This is a genomic window from Kitasatospora sp. NPDC049258, from assembly GCF_040678895.1.
GTDB lineage: Bacteria > Actinomycetota > Actinomycetes > Streptomycetales > Streptomycetaceae > Kitasatospora.
Genome location: NZ_JBFAQT010000059.1, coordinates 1 through 19442, shown reverse-complemented (window position 1 = coordinate 19442; position 19442 = coordinate 1). Strand labels below are relative to the sequence as shown.

General features: G+C 74.5%; 17 protein-coding genes. 10 read left to right on the top strand and 7 right to left on the bottom strand.

All coding sequences use genetic code 11. The features are described 5' to 3' along the window. Positions 1-43 precede the first annotated feature (43 nt). Positions 44-1378 carry a hemolysin family protein gene (locus AB0K43_RS29775; protein WP_363645209.1) on the top strand — a complete coding sequence of 445 codons (1335 nt, stop codon included), beginning with the start codon at positions 44-46 and terminating at the stop codon, positions 1376-1378. Continuing rightward, positions 1375-2424: a hemolysin family protein gene (locus tag AB0K43_RS29770; protein WP_363645207.1), complete on the top strand. Its 1050-nt coding sequence runs from the start codon at positions 1375-1377 to the stop codon at positions 2422-2424. Before AB0K43_RS29775 ends, AB0K43_RS29770 begins: the two co-directional genes overlap by 4 nt. A 140-nt stretch (positions 2425-2564) precedes the next feature. On the opposite strand, the gene AB0K43_RS29765 is transcribed toward AB0K43_RS29770, so the two are convergent. Next, positions 2565-4610 carry an AAA family ATPase gene (locus AB0K43_RS29765; RefSeq protein WP_363645205.1) on the bottom strand — a complete coding sequence of 682 codons (2046 nt, stop codon included), beginning with the start codon at positions 4608-4610 and terminating at the stop codon, positions 2565-2567. A gap of 347 nt (positions 4611-4957) precedes the next feature. Beyond that, a complete protein-coding gene (locus tag AB0K43_RS29760; protein ID WP_363645241.1) occupies positions 4958-5536 on the bottom strand; it encodes a hypothetical protein in 579 nt (192 codons plus the stop codon). Between the two features lie 238 nt (positions 5537-5774). On the opposite strand from AB0K43_RS29760, the gene AB0K43_RS29755 reads away from it, so the two are divergent. Beyond that, complete coding sequence (locus AB0K43_RS29755; protein WP_363645203.1) at positions 5775-6938, top strand: acyl-CoA dehydrogenase family protein; 1164 nt, start codon at positions 5775-5777, stop codon at positions 6936-6938. A 37-nt stretch (positions 6939-6975) separates the two neighbouring features. Here the strand turns inward: AB0K43_RS29755 and AB0K43_RS29750 are convergent, their stop codons facing one another. Further along, the gene (locus AB0K43_RS29750; RefSeq protein ID WP_363645201.1) at positions 6976-7410 is read right to left on the bottom strand and encodes a hypothetical protein; all 435 of its coding nucleotides are present in this window, start codon (positions 7408-7410) and stop codon (positions 6976-6978) included. Between the two features lie 271 nt (positions 7411-7681). On the opposite strand from AB0K43_RS29750, the gene AB0K43_RS29745 reads away from it, so the two are divergent. From AB0K43_RS29745 to fxsA, 4 genes are all read left to right on the top strand, one after another. Beyond that, on the top strand, positions 7682-8122 hold the full coding sequence (locus AB0K43_RS29745; RefSeq protein ID WP_363645199.1) for an Lrp/AsnC family transcriptional regulator: 441 nt from the start codon (positions 7682-7684) through the stop codon (positions 8120-8122). Between the two features lie 30 nt (positions 8123-8152). Next, positions 8153-9754: an amidohydrolase family protein gene (locus AB0K43_RS29740; protein WP_363645197.1), complete on the top strand. Its 1602-nt coding sequence runs from the start codon at positions 8153-8155 to the stop codon at positions 9752-9754. Positions 9755-9893: 139 nt separating this feature from the next. Then, entirely contained in the window at positions 9894-11531 is a 1638-nt protein-coding gene (gene lnt, locus AB0K43_RS29735; RefSeq protein ID WP_363645195.1) for an apolipoprotein N-acyltransferase, read from the top strand. A 60-nt stretch (positions 11532-11591) separates the two neighbouring features. Then, complete coding sequence (fxsA, locus tag AB0K43_RS29730) at positions 11592-12164, top strand: FxsA family membrane protein (protein WP_363645193.1); 573 nt, start codon at positions 11592-11594, stop codon at positions 12162-12164. A 106-nt stretch (positions 12165-12270) separates the two neighbouring features. Here fxsA and AB0K43_RS29725 read toward each other — a convergent pair whose 3' ends face one another. From AB0K43_RS29725 to AB0K43_RS29715, 3 genes are all read right to left on the bottom strand, one after another. After that, the gene (locus AB0K43_RS29725; RefSeq protein WP_363645191.1) at positions 12271-12645 is read right to left on the bottom strand and encodes an RNA polymerase-binding protein RbpA; all 375 of its coding nucleotides are present in this window, start codon (positions 12643-12645) and stop codon (positions 12271-12273) included. Between the two features lie 304 nt (positions 12646-12949). Further along, the gene (locus AB0K43_RS29720; protein ID WP_363645189.1) at positions 12950-14623 is read right to left on the bottom strand and encodes an FtsK/SpoIIIE domain-containing protein; all 1674 of its coding nucleotides are present in this window, start codon (positions 14621-14623) and stop codon (positions 12950-12952) included. A gap of 98 nt (positions 14624-14721) precedes the next feature. After that, the gene (locus tag AB0K43_RS29715) at positions 14722-14916 is read right to left on the bottom strand and encodes a hypothetical protein (protein WP_363645187.1); all 195 of its coding nucleotides are present in this window, start codon (positions 14914-14916) and stop codon (positions 14722-14724) included. A gap of 296 nt (positions 14917-15212) precedes the next feature. Here AB0K43_RS29715 and AB0K43_RS29710 point away from each other — a divergent pair, with 296 nt between their 5' ends. Beyond that, positions 15213-15626 carry an ankyrin repeat domain-containing protein gene (locus tag AB0K43_RS29710; protein ID WP_363645185.1) on the top strand — a complete coding sequence of 138 codons (414 nt, stop codon included), beginning with the start codon at positions 15213-15215 and terminating at the stop codon, positions 15624-15626. A 25-nt stretch (positions 15627-15651) separates the two neighbouring features. Then, on the top strand, positions 15652-16137 hold the full coding sequence (locus AB0K43_RS29705; RefSeq protein ID WP_363645183.1) for a GNAT family N-acetyltransferase: 486 nt from the start codon (positions 15652-15654) through the stop codon (positions 16135-16137). Between the two features lie 54 nt (positions 16138-16191). On the opposite strand, the gene AB0K43_RS29700 is transcribed toward AB0K43_RS29705, so the two are convergent. Continuing rightward, positions 16192-18297 carry an MMPL family transporter gene (locus AB0K43_RS29700; RefSeq protein WP_363645181.1) on the bottom strand — a complete coding sequence of 702 codons (2106 nt, stop codon included), beginning with the start codon at positions 18295-18297 and terminating at the stop codon, positions 16192-16194. A gap of 254 nt (positions 18298-18551) precedes the next feature. Here AB0K43_RS29700 and AB0K43_RS29695 point away from each other — a divergent pair, with 254 nt between their 5' ends. Beyond that, complete coding sequence (locus AB0K43_RS29695; protein WP_363645179.1) at positions 18552-19331, top strand: VOC family protein; 780 nt, start codon at positions 18552-18554, stop codon at positions 19329-19331. The last annotated feature ends 111 nt before the right edge of the window (positions 19332-19442 follow it).

The following is a 19442-nucleotide window of genomic DNA, read 5'->3' as shown; positions in this document are numbered from 1 at the left end:
GCGCCGCCTCTCTCCCGACGTACGGCAGGAAGGCGGCGGCCCAGTGACCTCCGCCTGGCTCATGCTCGCCGCCGCCGTGCTGCTCATCCTCGCCAACGGCCTGTTCGTCGCCGCCGAGTTCGCCTTCGTCACCGTGGAACGCGGTGAGGTCGAGCGGGCCGCGGCCGCCGGCGACCGCCGGGCGAGCGGCCTGCTGAAGGCCCTGCGCAAGCTCTCCTTCCAACTCTCCGGCGCCCAGCTCGGCATCACCGTCACCTCCCTGGTGGTCGGCATGCTCGCCGAGCCCGCGCTGTCCGAGCTGCTCACCCCGGTGCTGACCGCCGTGGGCATCCCCGCCTCCGCCGCCCGCGGCATCGCGGTGATCTCCGGCCTGCTGCTCGCCACCGTGGTCCAGATGGTGATCGGCGAGCTGGTCCCGAAGAACTGGGCGATCGCCCGCCCGATCCAGGTCGCCTACGCCGTGGTCGGCCCGCAGCGGGTCTTCTCGACCGTCTGCCGCCCCCTGATCACCGTGCTCAACGGCGCGGCCGACCGGGTGGTCCGGGCGCTGGGCCTGGAGCCCCAGGAGGAGCTCGGCCACGCCCGCACCCCCGCCGAACTGGTCGCGCTCGCCCGGCACTCGGCCCGCGCCGGCGCGATAGACGAGGAGTCGGCCACCCTCTTCGTGAAGACGCTGGGCCTCGGCCAGCTGACCGCCGAGAGCGTGATGACCCCGCGGGTCGCCGTCTCGGCCCTCCAGCGCGACGCCACCGCCGCCGACGTGATCAACCTGACCCGGGCCACCGGCCTGTCCCGCTTCCCGGTCTACGGGGACGGCCTGGACGAGGTCATCGGCACCGTCACCCTCAAGGACGCCCTGGCCGTCCCGGCCGAGCGCCGGTCCGCCACCCGGGTCGCCGGCATCGGCGTCCCGCCGCTGCTGGTGCCCGAGACGCTGCCCGCCGAGCGGCTGCTCGACCTGCTGCGCCGTCAGCAGCCGATGGCGATCGTGGTCGACGAGTACGGCGGCACCGCCGGCGTGGTCACCATCGAGGACATCGTCGAGGAGGTGGTCGGCGAGGTGCAGGACGAGCACGACCCGGCCGACGTCCCCGAGCTGCGCCCGCTGCCCGCCGTCGGCGGCCTGCCGGTCTGGGAGGCCGACGGCCGGGCCCGGATCGACCAGCTGGAGAGCATCGGCCTGCACGCCCCCGAGGGCCCGTACGAGACCCTCGGCGGGCTGCTCGCCGACCTGCTCGGCAAGCTGCCCGAGGTCGGCGAGCAGGCCGCCCTGCCGGGCTGGCGCTTCACCGTGCTCGCCGTCGACCGGCACCGCACCAGCCGGGTCGAGATCCGGCGCACCCGAGACGACCGGTACGACGAGGACCAGACCCGATGACCGTGCTCCTGCTGGCCGCCTCGCTCCTGCTGCTGCTCGGCAACGCCTTCTTCGTCGGCGCCGAGTTCGCCGTGATCTCGGTGCGCCGCAGCCAGATCGAACCGCTCGCCGAGGCCGGCGACCGGCGCGCCAGGACGGTGCTGCACGCGCTGTCCAACGTCTCCGCCATGCTGGCCGCCGCCCAACTCGGCATCACCGTCTGCTCGCTGCTGCTCGGCGCGCTCGCCGAGCCGACCATCGCCAACCTGGTCGAGGGCCCGTTCCACGCGCTCGGCGTGCCGGACTCGCTGATGCACCCGCTCAGCTACGCGCTGGCGCTGGCGGTGGTGGTCTTCCTGCACATGGTGCTGGGCGAGATGGTGCCCAAGAACATCGCCCTGGCCGGCCCGGAGAAGGCCGCGCTCTGGCTCGGACCGCCGCTGGACCGCCTGGCCAGGCTGCTCAACCCGGTGATCCGCGTCCTGAACACCTTCGCCAACGCGGTGCTGCGGCTGTTCAAGGTGCAGGGCCGGGACGAGGTGGCCTCGGTGTACACCACCGAGCAGCTGCTCCTGCTGCTCACCGACTCCCAGGAGGCCGGTCTGCTCGACCGCAGCCGCCAGGAGCGGCTGGAGGACGCCCTGGAGCTCGGCCACCGGCCGATCACCGAGGTACTGCTGTCGCCCGACCAGCTGGTGACGGTGGGCACCGAGGTGACCGCCCGGGAGATCGAGCGGCTGGCCGTCCGTACCGGCTTCTCCCGCTTCCCGCTGGTGGACGCCGACGGGATCGTCCGCGGCTACCTGCACGTCAAGGACATCCTGGAGGTCGAGGACCAGGACCTCCCGGTGCCGGCCCGGCTCTGGCGCCCGGTCACCGTGCTGCGGGGCGGGCTGCCGCTGGACGATGCGCTGGGCGCGATGCGGCGGGACGCCACCCACCTGGCCGTGGTGGTCGACCCCGACGGCCGCCAGCTCGGCCTGGTCGCCCTGGAGGACGTCCTGGAAGAACTGGTCGGCGAGGTCCACGACCCGGACCACCGCCGCCCCACCACCCCCCGCCCCTGACCCCTCCGGGGGGCTGCGAAGGGACCGGACCGGGGGCCCTGGGTGGGCGTCCTCGAGGGGTGCGAGGAACTGCGCGGGGACGGAAGGTGCGGCGCCGCGGTCTTCCGCCTCGCGCGGTTCCTCCCGCCCGGGGTGCCCCGTTACTCGTTCCGGCCGTCGATCAGCTCGCCGTAGGCCTGCAGCAGATCGGGGAGCCGGAGGGCCGCCAGGTCCTCGCGGGTCGGGGGCTCACCCTGGGCGGAGAGCCGCAGGTCGCGGTAGGCGCAGGACTTCTCGTACAGCGTCCGCACGAAGCGCCCGTTGCCCAGCTCGTCGATCCAGCCCTCGCCGACCACGTGGCCGCAGATCGAGGCGAGCTCCTCCGCCGCGTCCTGGTCCCAGCTGTCGCCGTCGGCCGCGGCGAGCGTGCGGCCGATCTCGGTCAGCTCGGCGGGCCGGTAGCTGGGGAAGTCCACCCGGCTGGTGAAGCGGGAGTTGAGCCCGGGGTTGGCGGCCAGCAGCCGGTTCATCCCGGCCGGGTAGCCGGCCAGGATCACCACCAGCCGGTCGCGGTTGTCCTCGGCCCGCTTGAGCAGCACCTGGAGGGCCTCGTCGCCGTACGCGTCGCCCTTGCTGTAGCCGGAGTTGGAGAGGCTGTAGGCCTCGTCGATGAAGAGCACCCCGTCCAGCGCCGAGTCGATCAGCTCGTTCGCCTTGACCGCCGTCTGCCCGAGGAACTCGCCGACCAGGTCCGCCCGTTGCGCCTCCACCAGATGGTCCCCGGAGAGCAGACCGAGGGCGTGGAAGACCCGGCCGAGGATCCTGGCCACCGTGGTCTTGCCGGTGCCGGAGGGGCCGGAGAACACGAAGTGACGTTTCGGCGGCTGGACCGGCAGGCCCTGGTCCGCCCGCAGCCGGGCCATCCGCAACTGCGCCGACAGCGCCCGGACCTGGCGCTTGACCGGCTCCAGCCCCACCATCCGCTCCAGCGCCGCCAGCGCCTCGTCCAGCTGGCCCTCGTCGCTCGGGCGCAGGCCCTCGGCCGGTGGGTACGCCAGGCCGGCCGCGGCCGGCGCGGCCTGGGCCTCGGCGGTGGCGCGCGGCAGCCGGTCGGCGCACTGCTCGCCGCCGGGGGCGCTGCCCGGCGAGCCCGAGCGCTCGGCCAGCGGCTCGACGGCCGGCTCCGCCCCAGTGCCACCGCCGGGCCCGGCGCCGGGCCCGGCAGGCGGCCCGGCGCTGGTGCCGGCCCCCGGCCCGGTCGGGGCCGGCTCCGGGTCGGCTGCGAACGCGTCGGCTGCGAACGCGTCGGGCGGGAACGGGTCGGGAGCGAACGCGTCGGGTGTGACCAGGTCGGGTGTGAACTCGGAGTCGGGCAGCGTCGGTTCGAGCATCGCCCGGTCCGCCTCGGTGACCAGCAGCGCGTCCAGCACCCCGTCGGAGGCGATCGCCGCCAGCCGCGCCGAGGTGTCCATGAACGCGGGGTCGGCCCGGTGCACCGCCCGGTAGAGCGGCAGCGCCGCCGCGCTGCGCCCGGCGCCCTCGTACGCTCTCGCCAGCCAGTACCGCAGCTCCTTGCGCTGCGGCTGCTCGGAGCGGCAGCGGGCCAGCGAGGTGGCGAGCGGGGCCTGCGCCTGGGCGCACATGTCGAGCCGGACCCGGGCCATGCCGCCGAACAGCCCGGCCTCGATGCCGAGCACCGGGTCGTCCAGCAGCCGGTCGGTGTCCCTGATCAGCTGCTCCCAATCCTTGACCAGGTAGGACCGGCAGGCGTGCAGGAAGCGCACCGAAGGGTCCCGCTCGGGCGGCGGGCACTCCGCCAGCGCGCGGTCGAGCTCGGCCAGGTGCCGGCCGTCCAGCCAGTGCGAGGCGTGCGCCAGCAGCAGGTCGCGGAGGTCCTCCAGCACGGGCTGCACCCACCACCCCAGCCAGTACCAGGAGCTGAGCGGGCGGCGGTGCCGGCGCCGCTGCTCGCCGAAGCGGTCCTGGTGCCGGTACATCGCGAGCAGCGCGCCGGAGGTGTCGCTGCGCAGCGCGTGCAGGCCGAGCCAGGCGTCCGCCATCGCCGGATCGAGCTCGACGGCGGTGCGGAACTCCTCCTCGGCCCGGGCGTAGGAGCCCGCCGCGTAGGCGTCCGTCGCACGCAGCCAGGCGCGGTCGGCCTGCCGGCCGGGTTCCGTGCCGCCGGAACCGATGTCGGACGTCTCCACCGCCACTCACGCCCCCCGCCGAGTGCATCGAGGCCAGGTCGGTCGACGAGCGGCAGGCAACACCCGCCCGTCCGTAACCCCCTGCGCGCCTGCGCGCCTGACTGGAATCGTACCGGCGCAGCGCTGATCCGGAAGGGTGCCGCACCGCTTCAAATCCAAGCGGGGGCTGGGCCGTTGGCCTCCGCCGGGGGAGTGGCGGGGGCGCGCGGGGGTGGAAGCGGGGGAGTGCGGGGAAAGCAGACGGCACCTCCGGCTCACGGGGGAACAAGCCGGAGGTGCCGAGTCTGATGTTGCGGGATCAACTATCTCCCGCGTGATGTGAACCTAAGTCCTGGTGACGCCCCAGGTCAAGGGCCGTGCGCGGGTTCACCGAGGGTGCCCCGGACGATCCGCCCGGTGACCCCGTCGACCAGCAGATCGGCGGCCGGCCGGCTCGGGTCGGCGGCGAAGTGCGCGTGCTCGGCGCGGGCCCAGCCCGCCCAGAATCCCGCCAGCTCCGGGCCGTCCCGCAGCTCGCCCCGGGCCCGGGCGGCGGCCGCGTCCAGGTCCATCCAGATCAGCCGGGCCAGCGCCGGGCGCACCGCGCGCCGCCCCGCGCCGACGCCCTCCAGCAGCACCACCGGCGCCGGCGGCACCCGGCGCACCGCCTCGAACCGGCGCAGCGTCCAGTCGTACACCCGGTACTCGGCCGTCCGGCCGGCCGCCAGTGGCTCCAGCACCTGGCGGCGCAGCCGGCCGACCCAGCCGAACGGTTCCTCGTGGGTGGCCAGGTCGTCCAGGTGCACCACGGGTGCGCCGCCCAGCGCGCGGGCCAGCCGGCCCGCGAAGGTGGTCTTGCCGGAGCCGGCGTGCCCGTCCACGGCGATCAGCCGCACCGGCCCGAGCGACGGCGCCAGCGCCCGCAGCCCGGCCGCCAGGGCCGGCAGCTCGGCCGCGGCGTCCTGCTCGTCCGGGGTGCGGGGGAGGTCGGCCACCAGGTCACTCTAGGTGCCGTCCGGGCAGTGACCGACCCGTAACAGTGACTGGTCAGGCCGATATCGGGCATACTCGCTTCGCCGCCCCGTGTGAACGACCGTTCACTTCGGCCGGTGACGGTCCACCCGACCCGTCAGCCCCGTACCGGGCCCGCCACACCTGGGCCCGCCCGATCGAGGAGACGCAGCCATGAGCGCCGTATCCGCCAAGCCCGTGGACCGTCAGCTGCCCAGCGAGGAGGCCCGAGAGCTGCTCGGGCTGACCCGTGAGCTGGTGCAGAACGAGGTCGCCCCGCACGCCGCCGTCGACGAGGCCGGCGACCGCTTCCCGCGCGAGGTGTTCCGCACCCTCGGCCGGGCCGGCCTGCTGTCCCTCCCGTACGGCGAGCAGTACGGCGGCGGTGACCAGCCCTACGAGGTCTACCTGCAGGTCCTGGAGGAGCTCGCGGCCGGCTGGCTGGCCGTCGGCCTCGGCGTCAGCGTGCACACGCTGTCCTGCCACGCGCTGGCCGTCTTCGGCACCGACGAGCAGCGCGACCGCTGGCTGCCGGGGATGCTGAGCGGCGAGCAGCTCGGCGCGTACTGCCTCTCCGAGCCGCAGTCCGGCTCCGACGCGGCCTCGCTGCGCACCCGGGCAGTGCTCGACGGCGAGGAGTACGTGGTCAGCGGCACCAAGGCGTGGATCACCCACGGCGGGCACGCCGACTTCTACAGCTCCATGGTGCGCACCGGGGAGGACGGCGCCCGCGGCATCAGCTGCGTGCTGGTGCCCGGCGGCGCGGCCGGCCTGTCGGCGGCCCCGCCGGAGCACAAGATGGGCATGCGCTCCTCGCCGACCGCTCAGCTGCACTTCGACGGTGTCCGGGTGGCCCGCGAGCGGCTGATCGGTGAGGAGGGGCAGGGTTTCCAGATCGCGCTGGCCGCCCTCGACTCGGGCCGGCTGGGCATCGCCGCCTGCGCGATCGGTGTCGCCCAGGCGGCGCTCGACCTGGCGGTGGACTACGCGGGCACCCGGCAGCAGTTCGGCCGGCCGATCGCGGACTTCCAGGGGCTGTCCTTCATGCTCGCCGACATGGCGACCCAGATCGAGGCCGGGCGGGCGCTCTACCTGGCGGCCGCCCGGCTCAAGGACGCCGGGCTGGCCTTCTCGAAGGAGGCGGCGATGGCCAAGCTGTTCTGCACCGACGCCGCGATGAGGGTGACCACCGACGCCGTGCAGGTGCTCGGCGGGTACGGCTACACCCAGGACTACCCGGCCGAGCGCTACATGCGGGAGGCCAAGGTGCTGCAGATCGTCGAGGGCACCAACCAGGTGCAGCGGCTGGTCATCGGCCGGCACCTGACCGGGCGCTGACGCGCCGCCGCAGGGCGGCGCGGGCCCGTCGGCCGGGTCAGCGCCGCGCCGCGGCACCCCGCTGGGCGGGCACCTGCGGGGCGTGCTCCACGGTGCGCCGCGGCCCGGCGTGCGAGAACGGCTGGGTGCGCCAGTCCAGCTCGGCCGGCAGGGCGAGCAGGGCGGCCAGGTCGGGCCCGCCGTGCTCGGGGGTGTCGCACTCGGCCAGGTCGTCGGCCGGCGCGCCGGAGCCGGCGCAGACCGCGGGCGAGAACGGGTGCCAGGCGGTCGGCAGCACGGCGTGCAGCGGCAGCCGCTCCTCGTCGCCCACCAGGGCGATCGGACGGTCGCAGGACGGGCAGTGCACCCGGACGATCTCCCAGGTCTCGGCCTCGCCCGGGTCCGCCCCCGGGGTGGGGCCGAACTCGGCGTAGCCGTCCTCCTCGGTGCGTTCGTCCGCGGCGCTGAGCGAGCGCTGGTCAGTAGCAGGCATCGGGATCCCCCTCGGATCGGGCCGGCCGCGGGTGAAGCCCGGGCCAACAGCAGCACTTCCCGCCGACGGGCCGTCATAACCCTGCAGGTCGGCGCACGATGATGCACGAGGTGTGTCCTTCGCCACATTCTCCCGGCATGTGCCGCCCGCACTGCGCCGGTTCGGTAGGGCGGCCGCCCGCACGCCGGTGCGGGCCGCCGGCGGGCCGTCCACGGGTCGCGTGAGCTGCGGGGTCGGCGATCCGAGCTCCGGGGCGCTAGGTTTGCGCCTTGTGGAGGATCTCGACCAGCGCATCGTCCAGCTGCTTCTCGAAGACGGCCGGATGAGCTACACGGACCTGGGCAAGGCCACCGGCCTGTCCACCTCGGCGGTGCACCAGCGGGTGCGCCGTCTTGAGCAGCGGGGGGTGATCCGCGGCTACACGGCGATCGTCGACGCCCAGGCCGTCAACCTGGCGTTGACCGCGTTCATCTCCGTGAAGCCCTTCGACCCGAGCGCCCCGGACGACACCCCGGACCGCCTGATCGGCCTGCCCGAGATCGAGGCGTGCCACAGCGTGGCCGGCGACGAGAACTACATCCTCAAGGTCAGGGTGCCGGGCCCGGGCGACCTGGAGGACCTGCTGGCCCGGATCAGGTCCGCCGCCGGCGTCTCCACCCGCACCACGGTGGTCCTGTCCACCCCGTACGAGGCCCGCCCCCCGAAGCTCTGACCCGGGTGGGTCGGGTGCAGACTTGGGGCCATGACCGAACGCACCAACCGCACCGTCCTGCTCCGTGGCGGTAACGTCTACAGCCCCGCCGACCCGTTCGCCACCGCGATGCTGGTGGAGGGCGAGCGGATCGCCTGGGTGGGCAGCGACGGCGCCGCCGAGGCGTACGCGGACACCGCCGACGAGGTGGTGGAGCTGGCCGGTGCGCTGGTCACCCCGGCCTTCGTCGACGCCCATGTGCACGCCACCTCGGCCGGACTCGCGCTCACCGGCCTGGACCTGACCGGCTGCCCGACCCTGGCCGAGGCGCTCGACCGGATCGCCGCCTTCGCCGCCGGCGCGCCCGCCGGCGTGCTGATCGGCCACGGCTGGGACGAGAGCAAGTGGCCCGAGGGCCGCCCGCCGACCCTGGCCGAGCTGGACCGTGCCGCCGCCGGCGCCGCCCTCTACCTGTCGCGCACCGATGTGCACTCCGCGCTGGCCACCACCGCCCTGCGCGGGCTCACCGAGGGCCTCGCGGCGCTCCCCGGGTACCACCCCGAGGCGCCGCTCAGCCGCGACGCCCACCACGCGGTGCGCGCCGCCGCGCTGGCCCACCTGTCGTCCGAGCAGCGCCGGGCCGCGCAGCTGGCCACCCTGGCCAGGGCCGCGCAGCTGGGCATCGGCGCCCTGCACGAGTGCGCCGGCCCGCAGATCTCCTCCGAGCAGGACCTCGCCGCGCTGCTGGCGCTGGCCGCCGAGGCCGACGGCCCGGAGGTCTTCGGCTACTGGGGCGAGCTGGGCGGCATCGAGACCGCCCGCCGCCTGGGCGCGGTCGGCGCCGGCGGCGACCTCTTCGTGGACGGCGCGCTCGGCTCGCACACCGCCTGCCTGCACACCCCCTACGCCGACGCCGAGCACACCGGCGCCGCCTACCTGACGGCCGAGCAGGTCGCCGACCACGTCGCCGCCTGCACCGAGGCCGGCCTGCAGGCCGGCTTCCACGCGATCGGGGACGCCGCCGTCGCCGCCGTGCTGGAAGGCGTCCGGGCCGCCGCCGACCGGGTCGGCCCGGCCCGGGTGAAGGCCGCCCGGCACCGGGTCGAGCACGCCGAGTCGCTGGACGACAAGGCCGTCGCCGCCTTCGTCGAGCTGGGCCTGACCGCCTCCGTGCAGCCCGCCTTCGACGCCGCCTGGGGCGGCCCGGACGGGATGTACGTCCAGCGCCTGGGCGCTGAGCGGGCGGCGGCCCTGAACCCGTTCGCCGCCCTGCTGCGGGCCGGCGTCCCGCTGGCCTTCGGCTCGGACGCACCGGTCACCGCGCTCGACCCCTGGGGCACCGTCCGGGCCGCCGCCTTCCACCGCACCCCGGAGCACCGGATCTCGGTGCGGGCCGCCTTCACCGCGCACACCCGCGGCGGCTGGCGCGCGCTCGGCCGCGACCAGGACGGTGTGCTGGTGCCCGGCGCGGTCGCCAGCTTCGCCGTCTGGGACGCCGCCGAGCTGGTCGTCCAGGCCCCCGACGACCGGGTGGCCGGCTGGTCCACCGACCCCCGCTCGGGCACCCCGGGCCTGCCCGACCTCACCCCCGGGCGCCCGCTGCCGGTCTGCCTGCGCACCGTGGTGCGCGGCCGCACGGTGCACCGGGCCTGAGCCGGCCGCTCGGCGGCGGGAGTGACCTGGGACACCCCGTGAGCCGGGCGGATACTGGTGCGAGGTACCTTCGTCGGACGGCTCTCGATCGTGGGCGGCCGGATCGAGCGGACGGACCGACCAGAGAGGTGGTGCGCAGGTGGCACTGCCCGTGCAGCAGGAGCAGCCGGTAGTGGACGAGACGACGGACGGCGTCCCGAAGCGCCCCGGGCGCCTCGCCCGGATCCGCGCCGGCCTGCCCCGGACCGGTCTGGCCGTGCTCGCCGGCCTGCTGCTGGCCGCCTCCTTCCCCCCGTACGACCTGTGGCCGCTGTCGATCCTCGCGGTGGCCGGCCTCTCGCTGCTCACCCGCGGCCGGAGCGTCCGTCAGGGGGCCTGGACCGGCTTCGCGCTGGGGCTGCCGTTCTTCCTGGCCCTGCTGTCCTGGCTGCGGGTGATCGGCTGGGACGCCACCGTCGGCCTGTCGGTCGTGGAGGCGCTCTTCCTGGCGCTGCTCGGCGGGGCGCTCGCGCTCACCTCCCGGCTCCCCGGCTGGCCGCTCTGGGCGGCCTGCCTGTGGGTGACCCAGGAGTGGGCCCGCGACCGGCTGCCGCTCGGGGGCTTCCCCTGGGGCCGGCTGGCCTTCGCCAACACCGCCAGCCCGTTCACCCCGCTGGCCGCCCTCGGCGGGGCGCCGCTGGTGACCTTCGCGGCCGCGCTGTCCGGCACCCTGCTGGCCTGGGGCGCCCTGCGGCTGCGCGGCGGCCCGCGCCGCTCGTTCCCGGTGGCGGCGGTGGGCGCCGGCGGCGCCCTGGCGGCCCTGCTCGCCGGGTACCTGGTGCCGGTGCCGACCGCCGCCGACGACACCGTCAAGGTGGCCCTGGTGCAGGGCAACGTGGCCAAGCCGGGGATGGACTTCCTCGGGCGCCCGATGATGGTGCTCAACAACCACGCGAACGAGACCGAGAGGCTCGCCGCCGACATCGCGGCCGCCCGCGCCCCGCGCCCCGACGTGGTGATCTGGCCGGAGAACTCCTCCGACCTGGACCCGTACACCGATCCGGCGGCCTACGCCCGGATCGACGAGGCCGTCCGCAGCGTCGGTGTGCCCACCCTGGTCGGCGCCCTGGTGGACGGCCCGGACGCGCAGCACGTCCAGAACAACGGGATCGTCTGGGACCCTGCGCTCGGCCCCGGCGCCTCGTACACCAAGCAGCATCCGGTGCCGTTCGGCGAGTACGTGCCGTTCCGGGCCGAACTGTCCAAGGTGATCGCGCGGCTCCAGCGGGTCGCCCGGGACTTCTACCCCGGCACCCACAACGGAGTGATGCAGCTCGGCCCGGCCCGGATCGGCGACGTGATCTGCTTCGAGGTGGCCTACGACGAGATCGTCCGCGACACCGTCAACGACGGCGGCCGGGTGCTGGTGGTGCAGACCAACAACGCCACCTACGCCCGCAGCGGGCAGCCCGAGCAGCAGCTCGCGATGTCCAGGCTGCGCGCGGTCGAGCACGGCCGGGCGGTGCTGATCGCCGCCACCAGCGGGATCAGCGCGGTGATCGCCCCGGACGGCTCGGTGGTCTCGCGGACCGAGGAGCTGACCCCGGCGGTGCTGAACGCGGTGGTGCCGCTGCGGGACGGGAAGACGGTGGCCGACCGGCTCGGCGCCGCGCCGGAGTGGACGCTGGCCGTCGCGGGCCTGCTGGCCTGCGGCTTCGCGGCCGCCGCCGGTCTGCGCCGGCGGCGCCCGGGTGGAACATCCCCCGCGTCCGAGCCGTTGACCACACAGGTGCCGTAGCCACGGCCGGAGTCCGCCGGCGGTGCACAGCAGAGCACCCCGATGGAGTGGATTCGTACCGTGGCCCAGACAACCGACCAGGTCCGCCCGGCCCGCAAGGGCCGAGTGCGGCGCTTTCTGCCGCTCGCCGTCGTGGCCTGGGTGCTGCTGGAGATCTGGCTGCTGACGCTGGTGGCCGGCGTGGTGGGCTGGTTCGCCGTGCTGGTGCTGCTGGTCGCCGGGGTCTTCCTGGGCGGCTCGCTGATCAAGCGGGCGGGCCGGAAGGCCTTCTCGGCGGCCGTCGAGCAGAGCCGTGATCCCAAGCCCGCGCAGGCGCAGACCGGCACCAGCCTCACCGTGCTGGCCGGCGTGCTGCTGATCCTGCCCGGCTTCCTGTCCGACCTGCTCGGCCTGACCCTGCTGTTCCCGCCGACCAGGGCGCTCTGGCGGGCACTCGGCCGCCGCACGGCCGGCCGGGTGCTGAACGGGACGGCCCCGGCCGGGGCGGCCCCGTTCGCGGACGCGCTGCGGCTCCAGGAGCAGCTGCGCATCCACCGGCCGGACGGCAAGGTGATCCAGGGCGAGGTGGTCGACCACCCGCAGCCCGGCGCCGACGGGCCGGACACCGCCTACCGCCCGCCGCTGACCCACTAGGTCATGACCCACCAGGTCAAAGCCACTGGGTCAGAAGTGAGGAAGGGCCCCGGGCTGGTAGCCCGGGGCCCTTCCTCCTGGCCCTACCGCCGAGGCGGAGAACCGATCATGCACTCTTGCGGGTGTCACGCGGGTGGATCGCGAGGTTCATCCCGCCGGACCGGAGCACCGCCAGCCGCTCGGCCAGCACCTCCTCCAGCTCCTCCCTGGTCCGACGCTCCATCAGCATGTCCCAATGGGTACGCGTCGGCTTGGTCTTCTTCTCCTCCGGCTCATCACCGTCGAGAAGCATTGCTTCCTGGCCGCAGAACCGGCATTCCCACACCGAGGGGATCTCCGCCTCGACGGAGAAGGGAACCTCGAATCGGTGTCCGTTCTGACATGCATACTCGACGGTCTGGCGGGGAGCCAGATCGATGCCGCGGTCGGTCTCGTAGCTGGTCGCCCCGAGTCGCGTGCCGCGGAGAGCTCGCTCGCTCATGAATCGTGCCTCCCGGGCTTCTGGCCCACAGGACTAGTGGTCGCTGTCTTCGTCGTTCGGTCCAACGCTCGGCCGCCGACGAAGATTCCCGTCCCGGGACGGGCGTCGCCTGTCGTGCCGCCCCTGTTTGTACCCATCGCCGCCCGATTTGTCACATCTGAGCGGTGATATCACCCTGTGTGTCACATCTTGTGCACATTGCGACCGCATGGTCGACGCTGCGACAGCCTATCGTCATGCGCTTGATGCTCGCTTGGTGATGACGCGCCGACCCGGTCGAGCCGGCGCGGATCCGCCGCCCGGATCACCAGGCCGGGCCGGGCTGGAGCGGCTGCGGCTCCTTGACCGGCTCGACCGCGGCGGGTGCCGCCGCCGGCGGCTCGGCCGTCACCGGAATCACCGGAATCACCGCGGCCACCGGCGGCTCGGCCGGCTCACCGGGCTGCGCCGGGGCCAGGACGGGCTGCGCCGGCGGCTGGGCGGGCGCCGGCGCCTCGGTCCGGGTGTCGCGGTGCGGCAGCAGCGCGATCACCGCGTCCCGCAGCTGGGGGGCGGCCTCCTCGTCCAGCGGGTCCACGGTGGTCGGCACCTGGAGCCGGACGGGGGCGCCGGCGCCGATCCGGGCGTAGCCGCGGCCGGGCGGGGTCTGCGCGGCGGGTGCGATGTCCAGCGGCGCGCCCAGCGCTGCGGCGGCGGCGTCGGGGGTGGTCGGGCCGAGCACCACCCGGGCCCGGCAGGTCGAGCGGACGGTGGCGGAGACCCGGTCCCGGGCCTCGACGTCATCGGCGAAGACCACCGTGATCCGCGCCGCCCGGCCGTGCCGCAGCGGGATCTCCAGCAGGTCCTGCGGGTCCGTCCGGCCCTCGGCCTGGGCCAGCTCGGACAGCTCGGTGGGGTGGTCCAGCAGCAGCCACAGCGGCCGGGTGACGTCCTCCGGCGCGGCGATGCCGTGGTGCCGGGAGGCGTTGAGCACGGTGAGCCGGCGCTCGGTCTCCTTGGCCACCCACTCCAGCGCGGCCTGCGCGCCGTGCAGGCTGGTCTCCACGGTGTGCACGCCCGGCCGGTTGACCAGGCAGGCGTGCTCGCCGGTGCCCGCGCCGTCGATCACCACCAGGTCGCCGTGCGGCAGGGCCTGCAGGGCGATCGAACGGAGCAGCGAGGAGGTGCCGGTGCCGGCCGAGCCGAGCGCCAGCAGGTGCGGTTCGGCGGAGCGCGGGCCGGTGCGCCAGACCACCGGCGGCTGCTGGGCCGCGGCGCCGCCCTGGATCACCGGGATGGCGCGGTGGCTGCTGTCGCTGTCGGTGAAGCCCAGCACGATCTCGCCGGGGGAGGTGACGAAGCTCTGGGCCGCGATGTCGGTGGCCAGCGGGGCGAGGGCGCTGACCTTGAGCCGGTTGGACTCCTCGTCCCAGTCGAAGCGGTACTCGCGGGCCCGGCCGGCCTTGCCCTGCAGCACCTGCTCGATCCGGGCCCGGGCGGCCGGCTCGGTGTCGGTGAAGTACACCGGGTAGGACAGCTCGAGCGAGGTCAGCCGGCCCTCGGCGTCGAACTCCCAGGAGTGGAACGCGTCCTTGTGCTCGCCGTCCGGCCGGTAGAGCGAGCCCATCTCCTCCGGGCCGGCCAGGTACGGGGTGAGCGCCGCGTACAGGGCGGTCAGCTTCAGCTCGGCGATGTCCGGCGTGGGGGTGCTGGCGGCCTTGGGCCGGCGGCCGACCCAGGCGGCGCTGGCCATCAGGGCCGCCACGGCGAGCAGCAGCCCGTGCGGCAGCAGCACGACGCCGAGCAGGGCGGCGGCGGTGAGGAAGAGCGTCGGCCCGCGGCGGTCCTTCGGGGTGGCCGCCCAGCGGGCCCTGGCCCACTCGGCGTGGCGGTGCAGCCCGCGCCCGATCAGGGCGAGCGGGGCGAACATGTCGGCGGCGTGGTCGCCGGCCGTGCGGGCGAGATCGCGACCCCGGCTGAGGTGGCGGGTGACTGGCATGGTGGGACTCCCCGGGCGGTGGGACGGCAGGTGGCGGGTTGGCAGAAGGCCCGGGGCGGTGGGATCCGCGCCCGGGCCGTCCCTGAAGGAGCTGCGGCTCAGAACTTCAGGCCGCCGATGAGGCTGGCCAGGCTGGCGCCGCCGGCCTGGATGCTCGGGGCGATCGAGGAGCCGGCGATGTAGAAGCCGAGGAGCGCGCACACCACGGCATGGGAGATCTTCAGGCCGTCCCGGCGGAAGAAGAGGAAGGCGATGGTGCCGAACAGGACGATGCCGGAGATTGAGAGGATCACGGGTCTGCTCCTCGAAGAGGGGGGACAGGTGGTTACAGAAAGTGCCCTAATCGTGACAAAAAGTAATAGATGATGGTATGTGGCAAATGGGTGGATCTTGCCGGGGCGGGCCGGTCGACTGTGTACGTCCTGCGCCTTCGCGCCGCGCAAGAGGCCTCCCCGCCCTGCCGCGCCTGGTTCCTCCCCGAGCCGAAATTCGCTCGAACGGATGCGTTACCACCTGGCCCCGGCCTCGTCCGCTACCGTGCCCGGTACGCCCCACGCGCCCATCCGCAGGTCTCCACGAAAGGTCCCTCATGGCCGACTCCGCACCCCAGACGCCCGACGCGCCCGATGCCGAGGTCCTCGCGCTGGCCGGCAGGCTGTTCGACGCGGCCCGCGCCGGCGACGCGGCGCTGCTGGCCGCCTACCTCGACGCGGGCGCCCCGGCCGACCTCACCAACGACCGGGGCGACACCCTGGTGATGCTGGCCGCGTACCACGGCCACGCCGACGCGGTGCGGGCCCTGATCGAGCGCGGCGCCGACCCGAACCGGGCCAACGACCGCGGCCAGACCCCGCTGGCCGGCGCCGTCTTCAAGGGCGAGGCCGCGGTGATCGACGCCCTGCTGGCCGGCGCCGCCGACCCGCTGGCCGGTACGCCGTCCGCGCTGGACACCGCCCGGATGTTCGGCAAGGACGACCTGGTGGCCCGCTTCGACCCGCGCTGACCGGTTCCCCTTACGCTTGACCACCATGGAGATACGCACCACCGGGTTCGGCCACCCGGACGCCGAGAAGCTGTCGGCCGAGGTCCAGCAGGAGTACGTGCGCCGCTACGGCGACATGGACCAGACCTCGATCCACCCCGACCACTTCGACCCGCCCTACGGCCTGTTCGTGGTCGCCTACCTGGACGGCGAGGCGGCCGCCTGCGGCGGCTGGCGGGTGAACGAGAAGGACGAGGAGGGGCTGGGCGAGGGCGACGCCGAGCTCAAGCGGATGTACGTGGTGCCCACCGCCCGCGGCCGCGGGCTGGCCCGGGGCGTGCTGCGCCATCTGGAGCAGGCCGCGCTGGCGGCCGGCCGGACCAGGCTGGTGCTGGAGACGGGCAACAAGCAGCCCGAGGCGATCGCCCTCTACACCTCCGAGGGCTACCTGCCGATCGTGAAGTTCGGCTACTACAAGGACCACCCGGACAGCATCTGCCTGGGCAAGTCCCTGGTCCCGGCCGGGTCCTGACGCCACCCGACGGCCGGCCCGGCGCACCGTACGGGGCCGGGCCGGCCGTCGCCGTCAGCGGGCGTCGGCCGGGGCGGCCCCGACCGGTTCGGGCGGCGGGCCGGGGCGCGAGAGCGCGCTCGGCCACCACATGTGCCGGTCCAGGTCGATGGCGAGGGCGGTCACCAGCACCGACCGCACCACCAGGGTGTCCAGCAGGACGCCGAGCGCCACCGCGAAGCCGATCTCGGCGAACCCGACCACCGGCAGCGTACCCAGCACGGCGAAGGTGCTCGCCAGGATCAGGCCGGCCGAGGTGATCACCCCGCCGGTCGCGGCCAGCCCGGCGATCGCACCCGCCCGGGTGCCGCGGTGGACGGACTCCTCCCGCACCCGGGTCATCAGGAAGATGTTGTAGTCGATGCCCAGGGCGACCAGGAAGACGAACACGAACAGCGGGAAGGCGTTGTCCTGGCCGTCGAAGTGGAAGCCGTGCGCGAAGACGAAGGCGCTGATGCCCATCGCCGCCGCGTACGAGAGCACCACCGTGGCGATCAGCACCAGCGGGGCGACCACCGCCCGCAGCAGCAGGGCCAGGATCACCAGGACCACGCCGAGCACCAGCGGGATGATCGCCCGGTTGTCGGCCGAGGCCGCCCGCCCGGCGTCCAGGATCACGGCGGTGCTGCCGCCGACCTTGGCGTCCGCGCCCGGCACCGCGTGCACGGACGTGCGGACCCGGTCCACGGTGTCCTTGGCGGCCTGGCTGTCCGGGGGGTCGGCCAGGGTGGCCTGGAAGACGGCCAGACCGTCGTGGGCGACCACGGGGGTGGTCGCGGAGATGCCCGGGGTGGCGGCGGCCGACGCCCGGACGGCCTCGGCCGGGCCGGTCGCGCTGATCACCGTGAGCGGTGCGCCGGTGCCACCGGGGAAGTGCTCGGTCAGCACCTGCTGCCCGACCACCGAGTCCGGCGTGCCGGTGAAGGTGCCGGCGGTGGACAGGCCGTTGGCGTTCAGCGAGACCAGCCCGATGCAGCAGGCGCCCAGGGCCAGGGCGGTGCCGATCCAGACCTTGCGCGGCTTGCCGCCGATCCAGGCGCCGACGTGCGCCCAGCGGCCGGTCCTGGTCGGCTCCGCCGTCCCGTACCCGGGCTTGACCGGCCAGAACACCCAGCGGCCGCAGATCACCAGCAGGGCCGGCAGCAGGGTCAGCATGGCCACCAGGGCGACCAGGACGCCGATCGCGCAGACCGGGCCGAGGCCGCGGGTGGAGTTCATCTCGGCGACCAGCAGGCAGAGCATCGAGGCGACCACGGTGGCGGAGCTGGCCAGGATCGCCGGCCCGGCCCGGTGCAGGGCGTACGCCATCGCCTCGTGCCGGTCCTCGTGCCGGCGCAGCTCCTCGCGGTAGCGCGCGGTGAGCAGCAGCGCGTAGTCGGTGCCCGCGCCCAGCACCAGCACGATCAGGATGCCGGCGCTCTGGGCGTTCACGGTCAGCCCGGCGTGCTCGGCCAGCAGGTAGATCAGCGCCTGGGCGACGAACAGGGCCACACCGGCCGACAGCAGCGGCAGCAGCCACAGGGTGGGGCTGCGGTAGGTGAGCAGCAGCAGGATGATCACCACCGCCACGGTGGCGAACAGCAGGGTGCCGTCGATCCCGGCGAAGGCCTCGGCCTGGTCCGCGCCGATGCCGGCCGGGCCGGTCACATGGGTGGCCATGCCGTTGCTGCCGGCGGCGGCGGTCGCCCGCATGTCGTCCACGGCCGAGCGCAGGTCGTTCCAGCCGGTGCTGCCGATCTCCACCGGCACCACGGTCTGCATCGCCTTGCCGTCGGCGGACAGCTGCGGCCCGATCACCCGGCCCACCACGTGCGGCACGGTGGCGAAGGACGCCGCGTCCTGGGCGGCCTTGGCCTGGTCGGCGGCGGTGATGCCGTCGGGCCGCTCGTAGACCACCACCGCCTGGGCGGTGTCGATCGGTTGGAAGGTCCGCTGCTCGACCAGGACCTGGGTGGACTCGGCGCTGCCCGGCAGCCAGCTGGAGGCCTCGTTGTCCTCGGCGTCCATCAGCTTCCCGGCGAGCGGGCCGGCCACCACCAGCAGGATCACCCAGAGGCCCAGCACGATCCACTTGCTGCGGCGCCCGCACGGCAGCGCGGCCAGCCTTCCGGTCGGACTCATCGGGCGCTCCCACGGGATCCGGCGACTGGGACGGGCATGCGTCCCAGCGTGCCATCGGCCCCGGGAGGCGGCAGCTCGAAGCGTCGCGCGGTGGACGGTGAGGGGTGGACGGTGAGGGGTGGACGGTGAGGGGTGGACGGTGAGGGGTGGACGGTGAGGGGTGGACGGCGACAGGATCGGCCGCCTCCGGTGGCGGGAACGGGCAGCGGCCGGGAAGGTGAGCGACGGGGCCGCCACGACCCGGGAGGACGAAGATGCCCGAGATCACCACCGCGTACGCGACCGGCACGCCCTGCTGGGTCGACCTGACCGCAGCCGACCAGCAGGCGGCGCTCGGCTTCTACCGCGACCTCTTCGGCTGGCAGGGTGAGATCGGGCCGGCGGAGCTCGGCGGCTACGCCGTGTGCAGCCTCAACGGGCGGGCGGTGGCCGGGATCGGCCCGCAGCTGGCGCCCGACGGCCTGCCGCAGCCACCGGTCGCCTGGACCACCTATCTGGCCTGCACCGACGCGGACGCGGTCCAGCGCGCCGTGGTCGAGGCCGGCGGGACGGTGCTGATGCCGGTGATGGACGTCCCCGGCACCGGCCGGATGCTGCTGGTGGCCGACCCCGCAGGTGCGGTGTTCGGGGTCTGGCAGCCGGCCGACTTCATCGGCGCCCAAGTGGCGGGCGAGCACGGGGCGTTGGTCTGGAACGAGCTGCACACCGCTGACCCCGGCACCGTCGAACCGTTCTACCGGGCGGTCTTCGGCGCCGAGATCGCGCTGATGGAGGGCATGGACGACTACTTCGCCTTCAACGTCGGCGGCCGCGCCGTCGGCGGTACGACCAGGCTGGCGAACGATCCGCCCGGCACCCCCGCGCACTGGCTGACCTACTTCGCCGTGGACGACGTGGACAGCACGGTCGACGCGCTGGTCAAGCGGCAAGGGACGGTGCTGGCCCCGCCGTTCGACATGCCGGCCGGCCGGATGGCGGTCGTGGCGGATCCGCAGGGCGCGGCCTTCGCGGTGCTCAAGCCGCAGCCGATGTAGCCGGGGCCGGACCCGGATCGAGCACCGCGGAGAAGCTCGCCCCGTCGTCGGAACCCTGCACCGCGACGGTCTGGCTGCGCGCCGCCCAGGCGCTCGGCGGCGGCAGCTTCA

Excerpts from the sequence above, each read along its gene's own strand:
- AB0K43_RS29770 (WP_363645207.1), top strand. The coding sequence starts at position 1,375 with ATGACCGTGCTCCTGCTGGCCGCCTCGCTCCTGCTGCTGCTCGGCAAC.
- AB0K43_RS29755 (WP_363645203.1), top strand. The coding sequence starts at position 5,775 with ATGAGCGCCGTATCCGCCAAGCCCGTGGACCGTCAGCTGCCCAGCGAG.
- AB0K43_RS29750 (WP_363645201.1), bottom strand. The coding sequence starts at position 7,410 with ATGCCTGCTACTGACCAGCGCTCGCTCAGCGCCGCGGACGAACGCACC.
- AB0K43_RS29740 (WP_363645197.1), top strand. The coding sequence starts at position 8,153 with ATGACCGAACGCACCAACCGCACCGTCCTGCTCCGTGGCGGTAACGTC.
- AB0K43_RS29725 (WP_363645191.1), bottom strand. The coding sequence starts at position 12,645 with ATGAGCGAGCGAGCTCTCCGCGGCACGCGACTCGGGGCGACCAGCTAC.
- AB0K43_RS29720 (WP_363645189.1), bottom strand. The coding sequence starts at position 14,623 with ATGCCAGTCACCCGCCACCTCAGCCGGGGTCGCGATCTCGCCCGCACG.
- AB0K43_RS29710 (WP_363645185.1), top strand. The coding sequence starts at position 15,213 with ATGGCCGACTCCGCACCCCAGACGCCCGACGCGCCCGATGCCGAGGTC.
- AB0K43_RS29705 (WP_363645183.1), top strand. The coding sequence starts at position 15,652 with ATGGAGATACGCACCACCGGGTTCGGCCACCCGGACGCCGAGAAGCTG.
- AB0K43_RS29700 (WP_363645181.1), bottom strand. The coding sequence starts at position 18,297 with ATGAGTCCGACCGGAAGGCTGGCCGCGCTGCCGTGCGGGCGCCGCAGC.
- AB0K43_RS29695 (WP_363645179.1), top strand. The coding sequence starts at position 18,552 with ATGCCCGAGATCACCACCGCGTACGCGACCGGCACGCCCTGCTGGGTC.